Here is a 22,333-nt window from a genome sequence, read left to right as displayed (position 1 = left end):
CCGGGGAAAAATTGATATCCGGCCGATTGTAACTATCCGCGTGCTTTGCTGTCAGTGTTTCATCCGCTGTTGATTGCCGGCCTGTGCCGGCATGGTCATAATGTAGTCATTTTTATTAGCCCCTACACGTAAGAAGGTGTCGCCCGTGAATCAGAAGCCCGACCAGTGTCTTGGTGAATGGATTGACCGTGAAGCGCTCGCAGAGGCGATGATCCCGCTGATTGGCCAGCTCTACCGCAACAACAACGTGGTGACCTCGATCTTCGGCCGCAGCCTGATCAACCGCTCCGTCATCGCGATCCTCAAGGCCCATCGCTTCGCCCGCCATCGCCAGACCGACGAGGCCGAGCTCTCGGTGCACGAGACCTTCCCGATCCTCAAGGCGATGAGCGAGCTGAAGCTCGGTGCCGCCTCCGTCGACCTGGGCAAGATGGCCGCCAAGTACAAGGAAGGCGCCGCCGGTCGCTCCGTCGAGCAATTCGTTCGCGATGAGCTGGCCGAGGTCGTCGGCAAGCAGAACAGCATCCAGCACAAGGGCACCGACGTGGTGCTGTACGGCTTTGGCCGCATCGGTCGCCTGCTGGCGCGCATCCTGATCCAGAAGACCGGCGGCGGCGACGGCCTGCGCCTGCGCGCCATCGTCGTGCGCAAGGGCGCCGACAACGATCTGGCCAAGCGCGCCAGCCTACTGCGCCGCGACTCGGTGCACGGTCCGTTCGAAGGCACCATCACCGTGGACGAGGAAAGCAACACCATCCTTGCCAACGGCAACCTGATTCAGGTGATCTACTCCAACGATCCGACTTCCGTCGACTACACCAAATACGGCATTCAGGACGCCATCGTAGTGGACAATACCGGCAAGTGGCGCGATGCCGAAGGCCTCGGCCAGCACCTGAAGTGCCCGGGCGCCGCCCGCGTGGTTCTGACCGCTCCGGGCAAGGGGGCGCTGAAGAACATCGTGCATGGCATCAACCATCGCGACATCACCGACGAGGACAAGATCATCTCCGCGGCTTCCTGCACCACCAACGCCATCGTGCCGGTGCTGAAGGCGGTGAACGACAAGTTCGGCATCATCAATGGTCACGTGGAGACCGTGCATTCCTACACCAACGACCAGAACCTGATCGACAACTTCCACAAGGGCAGCCGTCGTGGCCGTAGCGCTCCGCTGAACATGGTGATCACCGAGACCGGTGCGGCCACTGCCGCGGCCAAGGCTCTGCCGGAGCTGAAAGGCAAGCTGACCGGCAACGCGATCCGCGTGCCGACGCCGAACGTCTCCATGGCAATCCTCAACCTGAACCTGGAGAAATCCACCAGCCGCGACGAGATCAACGAATATCTGCGTCAGGTGGCCATGTTCTCCGATCTGCACAAGCAGATCGATTTCGTCAACTCGTCCGAGGTCGTGTCCACCGATTTCGTCGGCTCTCGCCATGCGGGCGTGGTGGATGCGGAAGCCACCATCTGCAACGACAACCGTGTCGTGCTCTATGTCTGGTACGACAACGAGTTCGGCTACAGCTGCCAGGTTGTGCGCGTGCTGGAGGACATGGCCGGAGTCAATCCGCCTGCCTTCCCCTGCTGATTTTCGCCTCGATCGCAGAACGGGAGCCTTCGGCTCCCGTTTTTGTTTTTTATGCATCCTGTTTTTCCATCTGCTCTGCATCCGCGGAAAGGCATAAGCAGGAAAAATTTCCTTTCAAGAAAATGTAAAAGAAACAAGTCCTTGGGTGGCCATCATCCAAGGGCGTCCTTATAATCGGGCGGATTTTTTGCCGGGATTCGGAAGCTGTGCAGCGTTGGAGCATGCGGTCCGCCGTTGATTGTTCCCCCGTTGGCGTTCTTTTGAGTCTTGTATTGTTCTTGAAATCAATGGGTTAGGTCTTAAACCTATGTTCAGAATCAAACAGGGGCTCGATTTGCCCATAACAGGTGAGCCGACGCAGCGCATAGAAGCTGCGAGACCGGTTCACAGTGTGGCCGTGATAGGCTTCGACTATCACGGCATGAAGCCAACCATGAATGTCCAGGTCGGTGATCGGGTCAAGCTTGGCCAGGTCCTGTTCAGCGACAAGAAGACGCCGGGGGTGCAATACACAGCGCCAGGGGCCGGGGTCGTCAGCGCCATCCACCGGGGTGCACAGCGTGTCCTCCAGTCGGTGGTCATCGACCTGGAAGGCGACGAGGAGGAGACCTTCGCCCAGTATCCGCAGGAGCAGCTGGAGAGCTTGAGTGGCGAGCAGGTGCGTGAGAACCTGCTGCGCTCCGGTCTATGGACCGCGTTGCGTACCCGGCCGTTCAGTCGCGTGCCGGCGGTCGACTCGACGCCCAGCTCGATCTTCGTCACCGCCATCGACACCAATCCGCTGGCGGCGAATCCGGCTGTGATCATCGCCGAGCAGGCGGCGGACTTCGAGAGCGGTCTCAAGGTGCTCGGCAATCTGGCCAAGGTCTACCTGTGCAAGGCCGATCGCACTGCCTTGCCTGGCGAGCAACTGACCAAGGTTCAGGCCGAGTCCTTCGCCGGTCCGCATCCGGCCGGTCTGGCGGGGACCCATATCCATTTCCTCGATCCGGTCAGTGCCAGCAAGTGTGTCTGGACCATCAATTACCAGGATGTGATCGCCGTCGGCAAGCTGTTCACCAGCGGTCGTCTGTGGGTCGAGCGTGTCGTTGCCCTGGGCGGCCCCGTGGTCGAGCGCCCGCGTCTGCTGCGTACCCGGCTGGGTGCCAATCTCGATGAGCTGACCGCCGGCGAGCTGCAGCCCGGCTACAACCGCGTGGTGTCCGGCTCGTTGCTGGGTGGCCGCAGTGCCCACGGCGCCTTTGCCTATCTCGGCCGTTATCACCTGCAGGTGTCCTGCCTTAAAGAGGGCGACGAGCGAGAGATGCTGCACTACCTGCGTGCCGGTACGGACAAGCATTCGGTGCTCAACGTGTTCGTCTCCAAGCTGATGGAGGAAAAGCGTTTCGCTTTTTCCACCACCACCAACGGCAGCCCGCGCGCCATGGTGCCGGTCGGCAACTACGAGGCGGTGATGCCGCTGGATATCCTGCCGACGCAGCTGCTGCGCAGCCTGATCGTTGGCGATACCGAGATGGCGCAAAAGCTCGGTGCGCTGGAGCTGGATGAAGAGGACCTGGCTCTGTGCAGTTATGTCTGTGCCGGCAAGTACGAGTACGGCCCGATTCTCCGGGACAACCTCACCCGCATCGAGAAGGAGGGTTGATTGATGGGAATCCGAGCGTTTCTCGACAAGATCGAGCACAACTTCGAAAAGGGCGGCAAGCTGGAGAAGTGGTACGCCCTGTATGAGGCGGTCGACACCTTTCTCTATCGTCCGGGCAGCGTGACCAAGACCACCGCCCACGTGCGCGATGGCATCGACCTCAAGCGGATGATGATCCTGGTCTGGCTCTGCACCTTCCCGGCGATGTTCTTCGGCATGTGGAACACCGGCTACCAAGCCAACCTGATTTTCGCCAAGAGCCCCGAGCTGCTGGCGGCCCAGGACGGTTGGCGCTTTGCCCTAACCGGGGCCCTGGCCGGATTCGATCCGAACAGCCTGTGGGACTGCTTCGTCCAGGGGGCGGCCTACTTCCTGCCGATCTATGCGGTGACCTTCATCGTCGGCGGCTTCTGGGAAGTGGTGTTCGCCTCGGTGCGCAAGCATGAGGTCAACGAGGGCTTTTTCGTCACCTCCGTGCTGTTCTCCCTGATCCTGCCGCCGAGCATCCCCCTCTGGCAGGTGGCGCTGGGCATCAGCTTCGGCGTGGTGATCGGCAAGGAAGTATTCGGCGGTACCGGCAAGAACTTCCTCAATCCGGCACTGGTCGGTCGCGCCTTTCTGTTCTTCGCCTATCCGGCCCAGATGTCCGGTGACGGCGTATGGACCGCGGTCGACGGCTATTCCGGCGCCACCGCCCTGAGCCTGGCGGCTGCCGGGGGCATCGATGGCGTGGTTGCCACTGGCGCCAGCTGGATGGATGCGTTCATCGGCACCGTACACGGCTCCATCGGCGAGACCAGCACCCTGGCGATCCTCATCGGCGGCGGTGTACTGCTGCTGACCAGGATCGCATCCTGGCGCATCGTCTCCGGCGTGCTGGTCGGCATGATTGCCTTGAGCACCCTGTTCAACCTGATCGGTTCCGATACCAATCCGATGTTCGCCATGCCCTGGTACTGGCATCTGGTCGTCGGCGGCTTCGCCTTCGGCATGATGTTCATGGCTACCGACCCGGTTTCGGCCTCCATGACCAATACCGGCAAGTGGGTGTTCGGCATCCTCATCGGGGTGATGGTCGTGCTGATCCGCGTGGTCAACCCGGCATTCCCCGAGGGCATGATGCTGGCCATCCTGTTCGGCAACCTGTGTGCACCGCTGATCGACCACTTTGTCGTTCAGGCCAACATCAAGCGGAGGCTGGCACGCAATGTCTAATCAGAAAGAATCCACCGCTCGCACGCTGACGGTGGCCCTGGCGGTCTGCCTGGTGTGCTCGGTGTTCGTCGCCGGCGCAGCTGTGGCACTGAAGCCCACCCAGGTCGAGAATCGTCAGCTGGACAAGCAGCGTAGCATCCTGGCCATCGCCGGGCTGGGCGATGCGGACATGTCCGGCAAGCAGGTCAAGGCGCTGTACAAGGAGCGCATCGTCGCCAAGGTCGTCGACCTGGAGACCGGCACCTTCACCGACGCGCATGACGCAAGCACTTTCGATCCGCTCAAGGCGGCCAAGGATCCCAAGCTGTCCGATACCCTGCCGGGCGACGAGGACATCGCCTCGATCAAGCGCCGCGAGCGTTTTGCCACCGTCTATCTGGTGGAGAAGGACGGCCAGTTGGACACCCTGATCCTGCCGGTGCGCGGCTACGGCCTGTGGTCGACCCTGTACGGCTTCATGGCGCTCAAGGGTGACCTGAACACCGTGGTCGGCATGGGCTTCTACCAGCACGCCGAGACCCCCGGTCTGGGCGGCGAAGTGGACAACCCGAAATGGAAGGGCCTGTGGCCGGGCAAGACCCTGTTCGACGAGGAAGGTACTCTGGCCGTGGATATCGTCAAGGGTGGCGTCGATCCGCAAAGCCCGAAGGCGATCCATCAGGTGGACAGCCTGGCTGGCGCAACCCTGACCAGCAACGGCGTCGAGAACCTGCTGCGCTTCTGGCTCGGCCAGAGGGGCTTCGGTCCGTTTATCGCTAACCTGCGCAATGGGGGGGCCTGAGCATGGCGCAACCGACCATCAAGGAAGTCCTGTTAAATCCGGTCTTCAACAACAACCCCATCGGCCTGCAGATCCTCGGCATCTGCTCGGCCCTGGCGGTCACCTCCAACCTGAAGACCGCGCTGGTGATGTCGATCGCCCTGACTCTGGTGACCGGCTTCTCCAACCTCTTTATCTCGTTGATCCGCAGCCAGATCCCCAGTTCGATCCGCATGATCGTGCAGATGGTGATCATCGCCTCGCTGGTGATCGTGGTCGATCAGTTGCTCAAGGCCTTCGCCTACGGGCTGTCCAAGCAACTCTCGGTGTTCGTCGGCCTGATCATCACCAACTGCATCGTGATGGGCCGTGCCGAGGCCTTCGCCATGCAGAATCCGCCGCTGCTGTCGTTCTTCGATGGCATCGGCAACGGTCTCGGCTACAGCACCATGCTGATCGTGCTGGGCACCATCCGCGAACTGTTCGGCGCCGGCAAGCTGCTCGGCTTCACCATCCTGCCGGCAATCAAGGACGGTGGCTGGTATCTGCCCAACGGCCTGCTGCTGCTGCCGCCCTCGGCATTCTTCCTCATCGGCCTGATCATCTGGGGCCTGCGTAGCTGGAAGAAAGGTCAGGTCGAGAAGCCGGCCTACCGTCTGGCCCCGCAGGTCTCGAACAAGGAGGCTTACTAATGGAGCATTACATCAGCCTGTTCGTGAAGGCCGTGTTCGTGGAGAACATGGCACTGGCCTTCTTCCTCGGCATGTGCACCTTCATCGCCATCTCCAAGAAGGTGGAAACCGCCATCGGCCTCGGCATCGCGGTCGTGGTGGTGCAGGCCATCACGGTGCCGGCCAACAACCTGATCTTCACCTATCTGCTGAAGGACGGGGCGCTGGCCTGGGCCGGTCTGCCGGAAGTCGATCTCAGCTTCCTCGGCCTGCTCAGCTACATCGGCGTGATCGCGGCCATCGTGCAGATCCTCGAGATGCTCCTGGACAAGTACGTGCCCTCGCTCTACAACGCGCTGGGCGTGTTCCTGCCGTTGATCACCGTGAACTGCGCCATCATGGGCGGCACCCTGTTCATGGTCGAGCGCGATTACAGCCTCTCGGAAAGCGTGGTCTACGGGGTCGGTTCGGGCTTCTCCTGGGCTCTGGCGATCGCCTTGCTCGCCGGTATCCGCGAGAAGCTGAAATACAGCGATGTGCCCGAAGGGCTGCAGGGACTGGGGATCACTTTCATCACCATTGGCCTGATGTCCCTGGGCTTCATGTCTTTTTCCGGCGTTCAGCTGTAAGGACGGGATGAGCAGATGAGTTACGAAATATTCCTCGCCATCGGCATGTTCACCGCCATCGTGCTGGCGCTGGTGGTGGTCATTCTTGCCGCCCGCGCCAAGCTGGTGTCCAGCGGCGACGTGAACATCGAGATCAACGGCGAGCGCACCATTACCGTGCCGGCCGGCGGCAAGCTGCTGCAGACCCTGGCGTCCAACAACATCTTCCTGTCTTCCGCCTGCGGTGGCGGTGGCACCTGCGCGCAGTGCAAGTGCGTGGTCGAGTCTGGTGGCGGCGAGATGCTGCCCACCGAGGAGTCGCACTTCACCCGCCGCCAGGCCAAGGAAGGCTGGCGCCTGTCCTGCCAGACCCCGGTCAAGCAGGACATGAAGATCGAAGTGCCGGAAGAAGTCTTCGGCGTGAAGAAGTGGGAATGCACGGTGGAGTCCAACCCCAACGTGGCCACCTTCATCAAGGAATTGACCCTGCGCCTGCCGGAAGGCGAGAGCGTGGACTTCCGCGCGGGCGGCTACGTCCAGCTGGAGTGCCCGCCGCACGTGGTCCACTACAAGGACTTCGACATCCAGGAGGAGTACCGCGGCGACTGGGACAAGTTCAACATGTGGCGCTTCGTCTCCAAGGTGGACGAGACGACGATCCGCGCCTATTCCATGGCGAACTACCCGGAAGAGAAGGGCATCGTCAAGTTCAACATCCGCATCGCCTCGCCGCCGCCGAACCGCGACGACATCCCGCCGGGCAAGATGTCTTCCTTCGTGTTCAATCTGAAGCCGGGCGACAAGGTCACGGTGTACGGTCCCTTCGGCGAATTCTTCGCCAAGGATACCGACAACGAGATGGTGTTCATCGGCGGTGGCGCCGGCATGGCGCCGATGCGCTCGCACATCTTCGACCAGCTCAAGCGCCTGAAATCCAAGCGCAAGATGAGCTTCTGGTACGGCGCGCGCTCCATGCGCGAGGCTTTCTACGTCGAAGAGTACGACCAGCTGCAGGCGGAGAATCCGAATTTCCAGTGGCACCTGGCGCTGTCCGATCCGCAGCCCGAGGACAACTGGACCGGCCTGACCGGCTTCATCCACAACGTGCTCTACGAGAACTACCTGAAGGACCATCCGGCTCCGGAGGACTGCGAGTTCTACATGTGTGGTCCGCCGATGATGAACGCGGCGGTCATCAAGATGCTGCTTGATCTGGGCGTCGAACGGGAAAACATCCTGCTTGACGACTTCGGCGGCTAGTGTGGTTGCTGCAATACTGAAGCCCGCCATCGTGGTCGCCTTGGCGGCCACGATGGCGGGCTGCATGTTTTCTGAGCAGGTGGAAAGCTTTGCCGGCCCGACCATGGGCAGCACCTATTCGGTGAAGTACGTCCAGCGCCGGGGCATGCCTGCCCGGGAGGAGCTGCAGCGCGAAGCTGAGTCGATCCTGGTGGCGCTCGACCGGCAGCTTTCCACCTACCGTACCGATTCGGATATCGAACGCTTCAACACCCTTCCCGCCGGCAGTTGTGCGCCGATGCCTGACGAGGTGCGTGCGCTGGTATCCGCTGGCGAGCGCCTGTCCGTGGAGAGCGAGGGGGCGCTGGATCTGACCGTCGGTCCTCTGTTGGACCTCTGGGGCTTCGGCCCGCACGGTCACGGCGAACAGGTGCCGGATGCCGAGGCGATCGCGGCGGCACGCCAGCGTGTGGGATATCGGCATCTGCGCATCGATGGCGATCGACTGTGCAAGGACGCCCCGGTGCAGGTGGATTTCAACAGCATCGCGGCCGGCCATGCGGTCGACCGGGTCGCTGCCCGTCTTGAGGCGCTGGGCGTGGACAGCTACCTGGTGGAGATTACCGGCGAGCTCAAGGCCCGGGGACGCAAGCCCGACGGCACGCCCTGGCGGATCGCCATTGAGGCGCCACACGACCACGAGCGGGTCGCACAGAAGATCATCGCCCTTGACGGCTATGCGGTTTCCACCTCGGGCGACTACCGCAATTTCTTCGAGCAGGACGGCAAGCGCTATTCCCATACGGTGGACCCCAAGCGCGGCGCACCGGTCGTGCACCGACTGGCCGCAGTGACGGTCGTGGACCCTTCGGCCCTCAGGGCGGATGGTCTGTCCACCATATTGATGGTGCTCGGCGACGAGCGCGGCCTGGCCTTTGCGGAGCGGCAGGATATCGCCGCCTTTCTGGTGATCCGCGAGGGGCAGGCGTTCATCACCAAGAGCACGGCAGCCTTCGAGCGGCTGTTCGGTACAGGAGACAAGCAATGACCTGGGTACTGGTTTTTCTCGTCATGGTGCTGGTGGTGCTGGGCATGTCCATCGGCGTGATCATGGGCCGCAAGCCGATTGCCGGCTCCTGCGGCGGCATCGCCAATCTGGGGATCGAAAAGGACGAGTGTCCCATCTGTGGAGGCGATCAGGACAAGTGCGAGGAAGCGAATGCCGGGGGCGACAAGGCGGCCAGGCCCAGCCTCGCCTATGACGCCAACAGGGATTAACCGCTCTAGGATGGGCTTAAGATACTCAAAAGACCTATAGCGACGGGATCGGTGTTGAAGTATTCAGTCAGGTTCCTAGCGAATTCGTCAACCGCATCGGGGGCGCCCCGCTGCGTTTTCAGGAGTAAGTATGGCTGTATATAACTACGATGTGGTGGTAATCGGCACAGGCCCTGCTGGCGAAGGGGCAGCGATGAATGCCGTGAAGGCCGGGCGCAAGGTGGCGGTTGTGGATGATCGCCCCCAGGTCGGCGGCAACTGCACCCACCTCGGAACCATTCCCTCCAAGGCACTGCGCCACTCGGTGCGGCAGATCATGCAGTACAACAACAACCCGCTGTTCCGCCAGATCGGCGAGCCGCGCTGGTTTTCCTTTGCCGATGTCCTGAAGAGCGCCGAGCAGGTCATCGCCAAGCAGGTTTCCTCGCGGACCGGCTACTACGCGCGCAACCGCATCGATACCTTCTTCGGGACCGCGAGCTTCTGCGACGAGCACACCATCGAGGTCGTCCACCTCAACGGCATGGTGGAGAAGCTGGTGGCCAAGCAATTCGTCATCGCCACCGGCTCGCGTCCCTATCGTCCGGCCGATGTCGATTTCAGCCATCCACGCATCTACGACAGCGACACCATCCTCAGCCTCGGTCACACGCCGCGCCGGCTGATCATCTACGGAGCAGGGGTCATCGGCTGCGAGTACGCCTCCATCTTCAGTGGCCTGGGCGTGCTGGTCGATCTCATCGACAACCGCGACCAGTTGCTCAGTTTCCTCGATGACGAAATCTCCGACTCGCTCAGCTACCACCTGCGCAACAACAACGTGCTGATCCGTCACAACGAGGAGTACGAGCGCGTCGAAGGCCTGGACAACGGGGTGATCCTGCACCTCAAGTCCGGCAAGAAGATCAAGGCCGACGCCTTCCTGTGGAGTAACGGCCGCACCGGCAATACCGACAAGCTGGGCCTGGAAAACATCGGTCTCAAGGCCAACAGTCGCGGCCAGATTCAGGTCGACGAGCATTACCGCACCGAAGTCGGCAACATCTATGCAGCCGGCGATGTGATCGGCTGGCCAAGCCTGGCCAGTGCCGCCTATGACCAGGGCCGTTCGGCCGCAGGCAGCATCACCGAGAACGACAGCTGGCGTTTCGTTGACGACGTGCCGACCGGGATCTACACCATTCCGGAGATCAGTTCGGTCGGCAAGACCGAACGCGAGCTGACCCAGGCGAAAGTTCCCTACGAAGTCGGCAAGGCCTTCTTCAAGAGCATGGCCCGGGCGCAGATCGCCGTCGAGAAGGCTGGCATGCTGAAGATCCTCTTCCACCGCGAGACCCTGGAAATCCTCGGCGTGCACTGCTTTGGCTATCAGGCCTCGGAAATCGTCCACATCGGCCAGGCGATCATGAACCAGAAGGGCGAGGCGAATACCCTCAAGTACTTCATCAACACCACCTTCAACTACCCGACCATGGCCGAAGCCTACCGAGTGGCGGCGTACGACGGGCTCAACCGGCTTTTTTGAGAGGCTCCGACCGGTGGCCTGAGCCGGTCGGAGGGGGCGACTTCAGCCTTTCCCAAGGGTGGCAATGGCCAAACCGGGAAAGTCTGTGATCAGGCTGTCCACTCCGAAATCGGCGAGCCGGCGCATCAGCGCCGGTTCGTTCACCGTCCATACCGATACTTGCAGACCCATCTGTCGGGCCTTTTTCAAGCGTTCCGGGGTGCACAGTGTCCAGTTCAGGGCGAGCAGCTCGCAGCCGTGGTTGCTGGCGACTTTCACCGGGTCGAGCCAGGCGTATTCGGCGACCAGGCCGCGCGACAAGCCAGGCGTCAGCCGCCGCAGGGCGCGCAGGACTTCCCGTGAACTCGAGGTCACGGTGATCCGGTCGAGCAGTCCATGGCGCTCCACCAACTCTTGGATGGCCAGCACGGTGCGAGCCGCGCGTACTCGCGAAGCGCTCTTCACCTCCAGCTGCCAGTGTTCGAAGTCGCATTTCTCGAAAAGCTCGGCAAGACGCGGGATAGTGCAGGGCCGTACCCAGCCGGGGCCACCCAGGCGGGCATCGATGTTCGCCAGTTCCGCGGCATCCTGCTCGCTGACCTTGCCCCGACGCCCGGTAGTGCGCTTCAGGGCCGAGTCATGAATCACCATCAGCTCGCCGTCGCGAGACAGGTGCAGATCGAGCTCGCAGCGCCGTACACCATGTTCCAGGCAGCGCTGGAAGCCGATCAGGGTGTTTTCCGGGGCTTCGCCCTTGGCGCCGCGGTGGCCGTAGATGAGAGTCACTATGGGTCCTTTCGGAGCGGTTTCGCTCTGCGTGGTTGAGAGGGGCGAAAGCGGGGCGGGAGCACGCGCGCAGGACGTGCACAATGTGTCTCGCTGTCCATGATTCCTGGTGATGGCCGGGCAATTTCCGGTGCCATCCGTCGCAGCGATACGGTAGTATGCGCGGCGATTCCATGTCGACATGGCGTCTCCCAGGCCAGCTGCCGGCCCTGAGTGTAACAGCTGGACTCGGCCTTCAGGCCCCGTCAGGGGCGCATCTCTTTCGCCGACGATAACGATTCTTCGCTATGTTCAGACCGCTGTCCGTTTTCATCGGCTTGCGTTATACGGGCGCCAGGCGTCGCAACCATTTTGTCTCCTTCATTTCGCTGACCTCGATGACCGGGCTGGCGCTGGGTGTGCTGGTGATGATCCTGGTGCTGTCGGTGATGAATGGCTTCGATTACGAGATGCGCACCCGGGTGCTTGGCATGGTCCCTCATGCGACCATCGAAAGCCCGGTGCCGATCGACGATTGGCGCAGTCTGGCGGCACGGGCGCAGAGGCATCCCCAGGTCGTCGCGGTGGCGCCCTTCACCCAGATGCAGGGGCTTCTGACCCACAACGGTCAGGTACAGAAGGTGCTGATCAACGCCATCGATCCCACTCTCGAACCGCGCGTGTCGATCATTGGCGACTTCTTCCGCCAAGGCAGTCTGGCGGCGTTGCAGCCGGGCGGATTCGGCATCCTCATCGGCGACAAGGCGGCTGCCAAACTGGGCGTCGGCATCGGCGACCGGCTCACCTTCGTCGCTCCCGAGGTGACGGTCACGCCGGCCGGCATGTTTCCACGGATAAAGCGCTTTACCGTGCAGGGGATCTTCCACGTCGGTGCCGGCGAGCTGGATGGCTACGTGGCCATGGCCCATCTCGATGACCTGGGACGGCTGCAGCGCTGGAAAGGCGGCCAGGTCCAGGGGTTGCGACTCAAGCTCGCCGATTTGTTCCAGGCGCCACGCACCGCCTGGGCGATAGCCGGGAGCCTGGAGGGAGAGGACTTTTACGCCCGCGACTGGACGCGTAGCCATGGCAATCTGTATCAGGCGATTCGCATGGAGAAGAACATGATCGGGCTGCTGCTGTTGCTGATCGTTGCAGTGGCGGCATTCAACATCATTTCCACGCTGGTCATGGTGGTGACTGACAAGAAGGGCGACATCGCCATCCTGCGTACGCTGGGCGCCACACCGGCGCAGATCATGGCCACCTTCATGGTGCAAGGCACGGTGATCGGCGTGATCGGCACCTTGATCGGTGGCGTCCTGGGTGTTCTCGCCGCGCTCAACATCGGCAGCTGGATCGCGGCGCTCGAGAGGCTGCTGGGCCACAAGTTCCTCAGCGCGGACGTCTATTTCATCGATTACCTGCCCTCGCAACTGATGGGCGAGGACGTGGTGCTGGTCTGCGGGGCGGCCCTGCTGCTGAGTTTCCTCGCCACCCTGTATCCGGCCTGGCGCGCCGCGCGCACCCAGCCCGCGGAGGCCTTGCGTTATGAGTGACATTGCTATGAAGAGTCGGGCCGTTCTCAGTTGCCGCAACCTGGGCAAGCGCTACGAGGAGGGCCCGCAGTCGGTGGTGGTGCTCTCCGGTCTGGAGCTGGAACTGCATCCGGGCGAGCGGGTGGCCATCGTCGGCAGCTCGGGCTCCGGCAAGAGTACCCTGCTCAATCTGCTCGGCGGCCTGGACACGCCTAGCGAGGGCAGTGTGTGGCTGGCCGGCAAGGAGCTCTCGGCGCTCAGCGAGAAGGAGCGGGGCCTGTTGCGCAATCGCGCGCTGGGTTTCGTCTATCAGTTCCATCACCTGTTGCCTGAGTTCACGGCCTTGGAGAACGTCTGCATGCCCTTGCTGATCGCCAGGGTGGCGATTCCCGAAGCGCGTCGGCGGGCTGCTGCGCTGCTTGAGCGGGTCGGTCTGGAACACCGTCTCAGGCACAAGCCGGCGGAGCTTTCCGGCGGTGAGCGCCAGCGCGTGGCGATCGCCCGCGCCCTGGCCAACCAGCCGGGGCTGGTGTTGCTCGACGAGCCGACCGGCAACCTCGACCAGCACACGGCCCACGGTATCCAGGAGCTGATGCTGGAGCTCAGCGCCTCCTTGCAGACGGCCTTTCTGGTGGTGACCCACGATCCTCAGCTGGCCCGGCAGATGGATCGGGTGCTGCGTCTCGAAGACGGTCGACTGGTCGCGGAGTGAGCATGTTTCGTCCCCTGGCGGTTTTCATCGGTGCCCGCTACACCCGGGCCAAGCGGCGCAACCACTACATCTCCTTCATCTCGCTGACCTCGATGATCGGCCTTGCTCTCGGCGTGCTGGCGATGATCGTGGTGCTGTCGGTCATGAACGGTTTCCAGAAGGAGATGAGTTCGCGGATTCTCGGCATGGTGCCGCATGCCGCCATCGTCGGTGCGCAGCCGCTGGACGACTGGCGCGCTCTGGCCGGAACTGCTCTGGCCCATCCGCAGGTACGGGCTGCAGCGCCGCTCACCGAGCTGGAAGGCATGCTGTCCTACAAGGGGGCGATGCAGCCGATCCAGGTCCAGGGAATCGATCCGCATGAGGAGCCCAAGGTATCCATCGTCGCCGACCACCTGCAGCAGGGAAGCATGGCCGATCTGGTGCCTGGTGAGTTCGGGGTACTCATCGGCGAGATCACCGCGCGGCGTTTCGGTCTGCAGGTCGGCGACAAGCTGACCCTGATCGTCCCCGAGCTGAGCGATGCCTCGGGCAGCATCACCCCGCGGATGCAGCGCCTCAACGTGACCGGGATATTCAGGATAGGTGCCGAGCTGGACGGCTCGCTGGCACTGATCCATGTCGCCGATGCGGCTCTGCTGATGCGCTGGCGGCCGGGGCAGGTGCAGGGCGTGCGTCTGGCGCTGAAGGATTTGTACGAGGCGCCGAAGGTGGCAGCGGAAATTGCCGGCGAGCTCGGTGTGGCCTATCGTGCTGTCGACTGGACACAGACCCAGGGCAGCCTGTTCAGCGCCATGCAGATGGAAAAGACCATGATCGGGCTGCTGCTGCTGCTGATCGTCGCGGTGGCGGCATTCAACATCGTCGCCACGTTGATCATGGTGGTCGCGGACAAGGGGGCGGATATCGCCATCCTGCGCACCCTGGGGGCCACACCGGGACAGATCATGGCGATCTTCATGGTGCAGGGCACGGTGATCGGCGCGCTCGGTACTCTGATCGGGGCCATGCTGGGAGTGGTCGCCGCATTGAACGTCAGCGCAGTGATCGGCTGGCTGGAGTCGGTCAGCGGCCGGCAGATCCTCAGCTCGGATATCTATTTCGTCAGCTACCTGCCGTCCGATCTGCAGATGCTGGACGTGGCTCTGGTCTGTACGGCCGCTCTCGTTCTGAGCTTTCTCGCCACCCTCTATCCGTCCTGGCGTGCCGCCCGTACCCAGCCGGCCGAGGCCCTGCGCTACGAGTAAGCAATCTGCAGGTCGTACGCTCGTTTCAGAGTTCGGCGTTGCGCCGTCTTTCCTGGCGCTTCCGCCAGTTGTGGCGGACCCACCAGCGCCAGAACAGCATGGTTGCGAAGTAGCCGATGATGCCGAGCACGACCCCTGTGATGAGCGAGCCGACCAGGATGGGCTGCCACAGGGTGGCGATGCGCTCGCTGATCCAGGCCATGCTCAGCTCGCTGGGCAGGGGCATTGGCGGGGTATCCAGAACCCAGCTGCCGACCTTGTAGGTGCAGTAGAACACTGGCGGCATGGTGATGGGATTGGTCAGCCAGACCAGGCCGACGGAGATCGGCAGGTTGGCCCGCAGCGGAATGGCCAGGCCGGTGGCGAGGAGCATCTGCATCGGGATCGGCATGAAGGCGCTGAAAAGGCCGACGAGCATGGCGCGCGATACCGAGTGTCGGTTCAGGTGCCAGAGATTGGGGTCGTGGATCAGGGTGCCCAAAAAGCGCAGGGACTTGTGTTCCCTGATGCTATCCGGATGCGGCATGTAGCGCTTAAAGATGCGACGGGGCATGGCGACACTCGGCAGTTCGAAGCGCCAGTATTATGCACACATTGATGACGGCCCGCTGCAGGTATTGTCACCGCCAATCCTGGCCGCCCGTCCCGCTGGAATACACCGATTGCGGAGTCGTTTCGAATGTTGCGCACAGGGATGTTTGCGCTCGCGGCAGGCCTGCTCGCCCTGCGTTTTCTCCCGGCCCTGCCACCCTGGTGGCTGTGGTCGCTGATGCTGCTGGGCGGGCTGGCCTGCCTGTCATTGCGCCGCTATCTGCCGGCGCTCTTTCTCCTCGGCCTGAGCTGGGCCTGCCTGTCGGCATACTGGGCACTGGAGGAGCGCCTGCCCGCCGGACTCGATGGCCGCACCCTGTGGCTGGAGGGGCAGGTGTCGGGGCTGCCGGAGCGGGTCGACGGCACGCTGCGCTTCCAACTGGAGGACGCCTTCTCCCGGCGTGCTGAACTGCCCCGGCGACTGCGCCTGGCCTGGCACGCCGCGCCGGAGATCCGTGCCGGGGAGCGCTGGCGTCTGGCGGTCACCCTCAAGCGTCCGCGCGGTCTGGCCAATCCGCAGGGGTTCGATTACGAAGCCTGGCTGCTGGCCCAGCGCATTGGCGCCACCGGTACGGTGAAGGCAGGGGAGCGGCTCGGGGCACCGGATGCTGCCGATGGCTGGCGCGACAGCCTGCGTCAGCGCCTGCGGCAGGTCGATGCCCTGGGCCGTGCAGGCGCGCTCGCCGCGCTGGTGGTGGGCGATGCTTCCGGGCTGAGTGCGGCGGACTGGAAGCTCCTGCAGGATACCGGCACCGTGCATCTAATGGTAATCTCCGGGCAGCATGTCGGCCTGCTTGCCGGCCTGGTCTACGGACTGATCGCCCTGCTGGCACGGCATGGCGTGTGGCCGCGCGCTCTGCCATGGTTGCCCTGTGCCTGTGGCCTGGCTCTTGCCTCCGCACTGGGTTATGGCTGGCTGGCGGGCTTTGGCGTGCCGGTGCAGCGGGCTTGCGCCATGGTTGCCGTGGTGCTGCTCTGGCGCCTGCGTTTTCGCCATCTGGGTTTCTGGCTGTCCCTTCTGATGGCACTGGATGGCGTGCTGCTGCTCGAGCCCCTGGCCAGTCTGCAGCCAGGGTTCTGGCTGTCGTTCGGCGCTGTGGCGATTCTCGTCCTGGCCTTCGGCGGCCGGCTGGGCGCCTGGCCATGGCGGCAGACCCTGTGGCGGGCTCAATGGACCTGCGCGCTGGGGCTGCTGCCACTGCTGCTGGCCCTGGGGCTGCCGATCAGTCTCAGCGGTCCGCTGGCCAATCTGGTCGCGGTGCCCTGGGTCAGCCTCGCGGTGGTGCCACTGGCGTTGCTCGGAACCCTGCTGCTGCCCTTGCCGGCAATAGGCGAGGGGCTGCTCTGGCTGGCCGGCGCCTTGCTGGCAGCACTGTTCTGGCTGTTCGGCACGATCGCCGGCGGCGTACCGGCCTGGCTGCCCCATGAGGTGCCGATCTGGAGCTGGCTGCTGGCGCTGCTCGGAATCCTGCTGATCCTGCTGCCGGCAGGTGTGCCGCTGCGTGCCCTGGGGCTGGCGATGCTGCTGCCCCTGGCATTTCCACCGCAGGCGCGAATCCCTCATGGCCGGGCCGATGTCTGGGTCCTGGATGTCGGGCAGGGCCTCGCCGTGCTGCTGCGCACCCGCGAGCATAGCCTGCTCTATGACGCAGGCCCGCGCTTCGGCGATTTCGACATGGGCGAGCGGGTAGTCCTGCCTTCGCTGCGCAGCCTTGGCGTGACCCGTCTGGATCGTCTGCTGCTCAGTCATGCCGATGCTGACCACGCCGGTGGTGCCCTGGCCGTGCAGCGCGGTCTGCCGCTGGGCGAGGTCGTCGCCGGCGAGGCGCAGGCACTGCCGGCGCCGCTCGGCGCATGGCCTTGCGCCAGCCGAAACTGGGACTGGGATGGCGTGCGTTTCGCCACCTGGCACTGGACTGCCGTGCAGGAGGGCAACCGGGCTTCTTGCGTGCTGTTGGTGGAGGCTGGTGGCGAGCGCCTGCTGCTGACCGGAGATATCGATGTCGCTGCCGAGCGGGCACTGCTCGACAGCCATCCGGACTGGCGCGCCGACTGGCTGTTGGCGCCTCACCACGGCAGCCGCAGTTCGTCCTCGCCGGCTCTGCTCGACGCCCTGGCGCCGCGTGCGGTGCTGATCTCGCGCAGCTGGCACAACGGCTTCGGCCATCCGCATCCGGAGGTCGTGGCGCGCTATCGAAAGCTGCCGGCCGTGATCTACGATACCGCCCGCCAAGGTGCCCTGCAGTTCCGCCTGGGCGACTGGGGCAGGGCTCGCGGGCTGCGCGAGGAGTCCCGCTTCTGGCGGGAAAAATGAGAACGGCGGCCGTCGGCGAGCGGGTACGCCTGTGCTAGAGTTGCGCCACTTTTTCCAAGGGGATTTGCCACCGTGTGGGAGCTTGTCAAAGCGGGCGGCTGGATGATGCTGCCGATCGTGCTCTGTTCCGTCGTTGCCCTCGCCATTATCGCCGAGCGTCTGTGGACCCTGCGGCCGAGCCGGGTGACCCCGCCGCACCTGCTCGGACAGGTCTGGCGCTGGATCCAGGACAAGCAGCTGAACAGCGACAAGCTCAAGGAACTGCGGGCGGGTTCGCCGCTGGGGCAGATTCTTGCGGCGGGGCTGGCCAACTCCAAGCATGGCCGGGATGTCATGAAGGAGTGCATCGAAGAGGCGGCAGCACGCGTCATCCATGATCTGGAGCGCTATCTCAATGCCCTCGGCACCATCGCCGGCATCGCGCCCTTGCTCGGTCTGCTCGGTACCGTGCTGGGCATGATCGAGATCTTCAGCAGCTTCATGGGCTCCGGCATGGCCAATGCCCCGCAACTTGCCGGTGGTATCTCCACGGCGCTGATCACCACCGCTGCCGGTCTGTTCGTGGCGATTCCCGCGCTGTTCTTCCACCGCTACCTGCAACGGCGCATCGACGAGCTGGTGGTCGGCATGGAGCAGGAGGCGATCAAGCTGGTGGAGGTGGTACAGGGGGATCGCGAAGTCGATCTCAACGGGGGCAAGGTGTGAAGTTCCGGCGCAAACCGCGGGAGAATGTCGAGATCAATCTGGCCTCCCTGCTTGATGTCGTGTTCATCCTGTTGCTGTTCTTCGTGGTTTCCACGACCTTCACCCGCGAAACCCAGCTCAAGGTCGATCTGCCCGAAGCGGTTAGCGGCACGCCACCAGAGACGGCCGAGCCGAAGCAGCTGGAGGTGCTGATCGATGCCGACGGCAGCTACTCGCTCAATGGTCAGGCCCTGATCAGCAGTGACCTGGACAGCCTGATGCGCGCTCTGCAGAAGGAGTCGGATGGCGACAACAAGTTGCCCCTGGTCATCAGCGCCGACGGCAAGACTCCCCATCAGGCGGTCATCACTGCCATGGATGCCGCCGGCAAGCTCGGCTTCGCCCATCTACGGATCACCACGGTCGAGGCGCAGGCAGCCCCCTGATGGCCGGCGCCGACCGTCTGCTCGAGGCCTGGTACCGCGGCCATCCCGCCCTGGCCCTGCTGCGCCCGCTGGAGGTGCTGTTCCGGTGTGTGGCACGCCGCCGCCGGGAGCGCTTCCTGCGCGGCGAGGGCGATATCTACCGGGCGCCGGTGCCGGTCGTGGTGGTCGGCAACATCACCGTCGGCGGTACTGGCAAGACGCCGCTGATTCTCTGGCTGATCGAGGTCTGCCGAGGTCGCGGTCTGCGGGTCGGTGTGGTCAGCCGCGGCTACGGCGCCAGGCCGCCATGCCTGCCCTGGAGGGTCACCGCCGACCAGTCCGCCGAGCAGGCCGGCGACGAGCCGCTGCTGATCGTCCAGCGTACGGGCGTGCCGCTGGTGATCGACCCGGATCGCCCGCGGGCCGTGCGGACCCTGCTCGAGGACCAGGCACTCGATCTCATCCTGTGTGACGACGGCCTGCAGCACTATCGGCTGGCCCGCGACCTGGAGCTGGTTCTGATCGATGCCGCGCGCGGCCTCGGCAATGGCCACTGCCTGCCGGTCGGCCCCTTGCGCGAGCCGGCCGAGCGGCTGACCAGCGTGGATGCGGTGCTCTACAACGGCGCCATTGAAGATCCGCCGGCAGGCTACGCCTTCACACTTCAGCCCGGCGCATTGGTTCATCTGGCCAGCGGCGAGCGCCGCCCCCTGGATCACTTCCCGCCTGGAACGGCCCTGCATGCCCTGGCCGGCATCGGTAATCCCCGGCGTTTCTTCGCCACGCTCGAGGCGCTACACTGGCGCCCGATTCCGCACGCCTTCGCCGACCATGCCCGCTACCGCGCCGAGCAGCTACGCTTCTCTCCGGCGCTGCCGGTGGTGATGACGGAAAAGGATGCGGTGAAATGCCGGGCCTTCGCTCCTGCCGATTGCTGGTATCTGGCCGTCGATGCCGTCCCTTCTCCGGCCTTCGCCGACTGGTTCGACGCGGCCCTCGTCCGTCTGCTGGCATCGCGCTGAGCGTTCGCCCCTCTGCCGGGCGCGTATCGCCGGCTTTCCATTGCCTTCCCAGGATTTCACCATGGACCCGAAACTTCTCGACATTCTCGCCTGCCCGATCTGCAAGGGGCCGCTGAAGCTGGCCGACGACAAGTCCGAGCTGATCTGCAAGGCCGATGCCTTGGCCTTCCCGGTACGCGATGGCATCCCGGTGATGCTGGAGAGCGAGGCCCGCACCCTCAACGTCGACGAGCGTCTGGACAAATGAGCAATGCCTTCTGCGTGGTGATTCCCGCCCGCTATGCCTCCAGCCGCTTGCCGGGCAAGCCGCTGCAGGACATCGCCGGCAAGCCGATGATCCAGCGTGTCTGGGAACAGGCCCGGCGCAGCGGAGCGCAGCGGGTGGTGGTGGCCACCGACGATGTGCGTATCGAGGCGGCTTGCCAGGCCTTCGGTGCCGAAGTGCTGCTGACCCGCGTCGAGCATAACTCCGGGACCGACCGGCTGGCCGAGGTAGCCGAGCGGCTCGAGCTGGACGACGATGCCATCGTGGTCAACGTGCAGGGCGACGAGCCGCTGATTCCCCCCGTGATCATCGATCAGGTGGCGGAAAACCTGGCGGCCCATCCGGAGGCTGCCATCGCTACCCTGGCCGAGCCGATCGACAGCGCCGAGACCCTGTTCAATCCGAACGTGGTGAAGGTCGCAAGCGATATCCATGGTCTGGCCCTGACCTTCAGCCGCGCCCCCTTGCCCTGGGCGCGGGATGCCTTCGCCAGCAACCGTGAACGGTTGCCGGCTGGCGTGCCCTATCGCCGGCACATCGGCATCTATGCCTATCGCGCGGGCTTTCTCCGCGATTTCGTCGCCTGGGGACCGTGCTGGCTGGAAAACGTCGAAAGCCTGGAGCAACTGCGCGCGCTCTGGCATGGCGTGCGCATCCATGTGGCCGACGCCCGAGAGGCACCTCCGGCCGGCGTGGATACCCTCGAAGACCTGGAGCGCGTGCGGCGCCTGCTGGAGGCCTGATGCGGGTTCTGTTCGTCTGTCTCGGCAATATCTGCCGCTCGCCCACTGCCGAGGGGGTGTTCCGCGACCGGGTGCGTGCAGCCGGGCTGGAAGAGCGTATTCGCATCGACTCGGCCGGTACCGGTGACTGGCATGTGGGCAAGGCGCCGGATATCCGTACGCGACGGGCCGCTCGTCTGCGTGGCTACGATCTGGAGGCTCTGCGCGCCCGTCAGGTCTGCCGGGAGGACTTCGCCCGCTTCGACCTGATCCTGGCCATGGACCGCAGCAACCTGCGGGACCTTCAGGCCATCCGTCCACAGGGGACGGCTGCCGAGCTGGATCTCTATCTGCACCGCTACGCGCTGGAGGAGGATGAGGTGCCGGATCCCTATTACGGGGGCGAGGAGGGGTTCGAACGGGTGCTCGATCTTCTCGAGCGAGCCGGCGACGAGTTGCTCGCCGAGATCCGGAGGCGCCTGTGAGCCTGCAGCTACAGGAAAATCTGTCCCTCCAGCCGTACAACACCTTTGCCCTCGAAGCGCGAGCCAGGCTGTTCGCCGAGGCCCATGACGACGTTGAGGTGCGCGAGGCATTGGCCCTGGCTGCCGAGCATGGCCTGCCGCTGCTGGTGCTGGGCGGCGGCAGCAACCTGCTGCTGACCCGGGATGTCGAGGCGTTGGTGCTGCGCATGGCCAGCCGTGGCGTGCGAGTGCTGGCCGATGACGGCGAGCAGGTGCTGATAGAGGCAGAGGCGGGCGAGCCCTGGCATCCCTTCGTGCAGCATACGTTGGCGCTGGGGCTGGCGGGGCTGGAAAATCTCAGCCTGATACCGGGCACGGTGGGCGCTGCGCCGATGCAGAACATCGGCGCCTATGGCGTGGAGATCAAGGACGTGTTCGCCAGTCTGGTCGCCCTCGACCGCCAGAGCGGTGCGCTGCGCGAATTCAGTCGTGAGGAATGTGCTTTCGGCTATCGTGATAGCCTGTTCAAGCGCCAGGCCGGACGCTGGCTGATCCTGCGTGTGCGCTTCGCACTGCAGCGCACGCCGCGGCTGCATCTGGACTATGGTCCGGTGCGCCAGTGGCTGGCGGAGCAGGGCGTGATATCGCCGACCCCCCAGGATGTCAGCCGGGCAGTCAGTGCCATCCGCCGGGAGAAGCTCCCCGATCCCGCCGTTCTGGGCAATGCCGGCAGTTTCTTCAAGAATCCACTGGTTTCCGCCGAGCAGGCCGAACGCCTGCACATTCGGTATCCCGACCTGATTGCCTATCCCCAGACGGACGGCAATGTGAAGCTGGCTGCGGGCTGGCTGCTTGAGCGGGCTGGCTGGAAAGGGTATCGCGACGATGATGCCGGCGTACATCGCTTGCAGGCGCTGGTGCTGGTCAACTACGGACAGGCGAGTGGCAGGCAGATGCTGGGCTTGGCCCAGCGCATTCGTGAAGATATCGAAGGGCGCTTCGGCGTGTCTCTGGAAATCGAGCCCAGCGTGATCTGAGCCCTGACCGGAACAGCATTGCAAAAACGCAAA

General features: G+C 64.0%; 23 protein-coding genes. 21 read left to right on the top strand and 2 right to left on the bottom strand.

The genetic code is table 11. The features are described from left to right. Positions 1–145 precede the first annotated feature (145 nt). From GCU53_RS06480 to sthA, 10 genes are all read left to right on the top strand, one after another. Complete coding sequence (locus tag GCU53_RS06480) at positions 146–1,594, top strand: glyceraldehyde-3-phosphate dehydrogenase (RefSeq protein WP_152386886.1); 1,449 nt, start codon at positions 146–148, stop codon at positions 1,592–1,594. A gap of 307 nt (positions 1,595–1,901) precedes the next feature. Further along, positions 1,902–3,239 (top strand): Na(+)-translocating NADH-quinone reductase subunit A, encoded by a 1,338-nt coding sequence (locus tag GCU53_RS06475; protein WP_152386885.1) that lies wholly within the window; start codon positions 1,902–1,904, stop codon positions 3,237–3,239. A 3-nt stretch (positions 3,240–3,242) separates the two neighbouring features. After that, on the top strand, positions 3,243–4,454 hold the full coding sequence (locus GCU53_RS06470; protein ID WP_152386884.1) for an NADH:ubiquinone reductase (Na(+)-transporting) subunit B: 1,212 nt from the start codon (positions 3,243–3,245) through the stop codon (positions 4,452–4,454). Continuing rightward, entirely contained in the window at positions 4,447–5,235 is a 789-nt protein-coding gene (locus GCU53_RS06465; RefSeq protein WP_152386883.1) for a Na(+)-translocating NADH-quinone reductase subunit C, read from the top strand. The genes GCU53_RS06470 and GCU53_RS06465 overlap by 8 nt, the downstream gene beginning before the upstream one ends. Further along, positions 5,232–5,906: an NADH:ubiquinone reductase (Na(+)-transporting) subunit D gene (locus GCU53_RS06460; RefSeq protein ID WP_208845496.1), complete on the top strand. Its 675-nt coding sequence runs from the start codon at positions 5,232–5,234 to the stop codon at positions 5,904–5,906. The genes GCU53_RS06465 and GCU53_RS06460 overlap by 4 nt, the downstream gene beginning before the upstream one ends. Then, positions 5,906–6,514, top strand: coding sequence for an NADH:ubiquinone reductase (Na(+)-transporting) subunit E (gene nqrE, locus GCU53_RS06455; RefSeq protein WP_152386881.1), 609 nt, complete (start codon positions 5,906–5,908; stop codon positions 6,512–6,514). Before GCU53_RS06460 ends, nqrE begins: the two co-directional genes overlap by 1 nt. A gap of 15 nt (positions 6,515–6,529) precedes the next feature. Continuing rightward, the gene (gene nqrF, locus GCU53_RS06450) at positions 6,530–7,753 is read left to right on the top strand and encodes an NADH:ubiquinone reductase (Na(+)-transporting) subunit F (protein WP_152386880.1); all 1,224 of its coding nucleotides are present in this window, start codon (positions 6,530–6,532) and stop codon (positions 7,751–7,753) included. Positions 7,754–7,817: 64 nt separating this feature from the next. After that, the gene (locus GCU53_RS06445) at positions 7,818–8,780 is read left to right on the top strand and encodes an FAD:protein FMN transferase (RefSeq protein WP_425278165.1); all 963 of its coding nucleotides are present in this window, start codon (positions 7,818–7,820) and stop codon (positions 8,778–8,780) included. Continuing rightward, complete coding sequence (gene nqrM, locus GCU53_RS06440) at positions 8,777–9,010, top strand: (Na+)-NQR maturation NqrM (protein ID WP_152386879.1); 234 nt, start codon at positions 8,777–8,779, stop codon at positions 9,008–9,010. The genes GCU53_RS06445 and nqrM overlap by 4 nt, the downstream gene beginning before the upstream one ends. Positions 9,011–9,140: 130 nt before the next feature. Beyond that, positions 9,141–10,535 (top strand): Si-specific NAD(P)(+) transhydrogenase, encoded by a 1,395-nt coding sequence (gene sthA / locus GCU53_RS06435; protein ID WP_152386878.1) that lies wholly within the window; start codon positions 9,141–9,143, stop codon positions 10,533–10,535. Between the two features lie 42 nt (positions 10,536–10,577). On the opposite strand, the gene GCU53_RS06430 is transcribed toward sthA, so the two are convergent. Continuing rightward, entirely contained in the window at positions 10,578–11,300 is a 723-nt protein-coding gene (locus tag GCU53_RS06430) for a glycerophosphodiester phosphodiesterase (RefSeq protein WP_152386877.1), read from the bottom strand. A gap of 287 nt (positions 11,301–11,587) precedes the next feature. Here GCU53_RS06430 and GCU53_RS06425 point away from each other — a divergent pair, with 287 nt between their 5' ends. Genes GCU53_RS06425 through GCU53_RS06415 form a run of 3 tightly spaced genes read left to right on the top strand, consistent with a single transcriptional unit; the run spans position 11,588 to position 14,776 of the window. Then, positions 11,588–12,838 (top strand): lipoprotein-releasing ABC transporter permease subunit, encoded by a 1,251-nt coding sequence (locus GCU53_RS06425; protein ID WP_152386876.1) that lies wholly within the window; start codon positions 11,588–11,590, stop codon positions 12,836–12,838. Next, positions 12,831–13,529, top strand: a complete 699-nt coding sequence (gene lolD, locus GCU53_RS06420; RefSeq protein ID WP_152386875.1) for a lipoprotein-releasing ABC transporter ATP-binding protein LolD — start codon at positions 12,831–12,833, stop codon at positions 13,527–13,529. Before GCU53_RS06425 ends, lolD begins: the two co-directional genes overlap by 8 nt. A 2-nt stretch (positions 13,530–13,531) precedes the next feature. Then, on the top strand, positions 13,532–14,776 hold the full coding sequence (locus GCU53_RS06415) for a lipoprotein-releasing ABC transporter permease subunit (RefSeq protein ID WP_152386874.1): 1,245 nt from the start codon (positions 13,532–13,534) through the stop codon (positions 14,774–14,776). A 25-nt stretch (positions 14,777–14,801) separates the two neighbouring features. On the opposite strand, the gene GCU53_RS06410 is transcribed toward GCU53_RS06415, so the two are convergent. Then, positions 14,802–15,329: a DUF2062 domain-containing protein gene (locus GCU53_RS06410; RefSeq protein WP_152386873.1), complete on the bottom strand. Its 528-nt coding sequence runs from the start codon at positions 15,327–15,329 to the stop codon at positions 14,802–14,804. Positions 15,330–15,470: 141 nt separating this feature from the next. Between GCU53_RS06410 and GCU53_RS06405 the strand changes: the two genes are divergently transcribed. The 8 genes from GCU53_RS06405 (at position 15,471) to murB (ending at position 22,300) form a co-directional block, all read left to right on the top strand. Beyond that, the gene (locus GCU53_RS06405) at positions 15,471–17,681 is read left to right on the top strand and encodes a DNA internalization-related competence protein ComEC/Rec2 (RefSeq protein WP_152389810.1); all 2,211 of its coding nucleotides are present in this window, start codon (positions 15,471–15,473) and stop codon (positions 17,679–17,681) included. 72 nt (positions 17,682–17,753) lie between these two features. Next, on the top strand, positions 17,754–18,386 hold the full coding sequence (locus tag GCU53_RS06400) for a MotA/TolQ/ExbB proton channel family protein (protein WP_152386872.1): 633 nt from the start codon (positions 17,754–17,756) through the stop codon (positions 18,384–18,386). Beyond that, a complete protein-coding gene (locus GCU53_RS06395; RefSeq protein WP_152386871.1) occupies positions 18,383–18,811 on the top strand; it encodes an ExbD/TolR family protein in 429 nt (142 codons plus the stop codon). The genes GCU53_RS06400 and GCU53_RS06395 overlap by 4 nt, the downstream gene beginning before the upstream one ends. Further along, positions 18,811–19,812 carry a tetraacyldisaccharide 4'-kinase gene (gene lpxK, locus GCU53_RS06390; RefSeq protein ID WP_152386870.1) on the top strand — a complete coding sequence of 334 codons (1,002 nt, stop codon included), beginning with the start codon at positions 18,811–18,813 and terminating at the stop codon, positions 19,810–19,812. Before GCU53_RS06395 ends, lpxK begins: the two co-directional genes overlap by 1 nt. A 61-nt stretch (positions 19,813–19,873) precedes the next feature. Next, positions 19,874–20,059: a Trm112 family protein gene (locus tag GCU53_RS06385; protein ID WP_089167535.1), complete on the top strand. Its 186-nt coding sequence runs from the start codon at positions 19,874–19,876 to the stop codon at positions 20,057–20,059. Continuing rightward, complete coding sequence (kdsB, locus tag GCU53_RS06380) at positions 20,056–20,820, top strand: 3-deoxy-manno-octulosonate cytidylyltransferase (RefSeq protein ID WP_152386869.1); 765 nt, start codon at positions 20,056–20,058, stop codon at positions 20,818–20,820. The genes GCU53_RS06385 and kdsB overlap by 4 nt, the downstream gene beginning before the upstream one ends. After that, entirely contained in the window at positions 20,820–21,284 is a 465-nt protein-coding gene (locus tag GCU53_RS06375) for a low molecular weight protein-tyrosine-phosphatase (protein WP_152386868.1), read from the top strand. The genes kdsB and GCU53_RS06375 overlap by 1 nt, the downstream gene beginning before the upstream one ends. Continuing rightward, positions 21,281–22,300 (top strand): UDP-N-acetylmuramate dehydrogenase, encoded by a 1,020-nt coding sequence (murB, locus tag GCU53_RS06370; RefSeq protein WP_152386867.1) that lies wholly within the window; start codon positions 21,281–21,283, stop codon positions 22,298–22,300. Before GCU53_RS06375 ends, murB begins: the two co-directional genes overlap by 4 nt. Positions 22,301–22,333: the final 33 nt, after the last annotated feature.

This window comes from Azotobacter salinestris (genome assembly GCF_009363155.1).
Lineage (GTDB): Bacteria > Pseudomonadota > Gammaproteobacteria > Pseudomonadales > Pseudomonadaceae > Azotobacter > Azotobacter salinestris.
The sequence above is the reverse complement of the archived record's forward strand: the minus strand, read 5'-3'. Positions and strand labels throughout refer to the sequence as shown.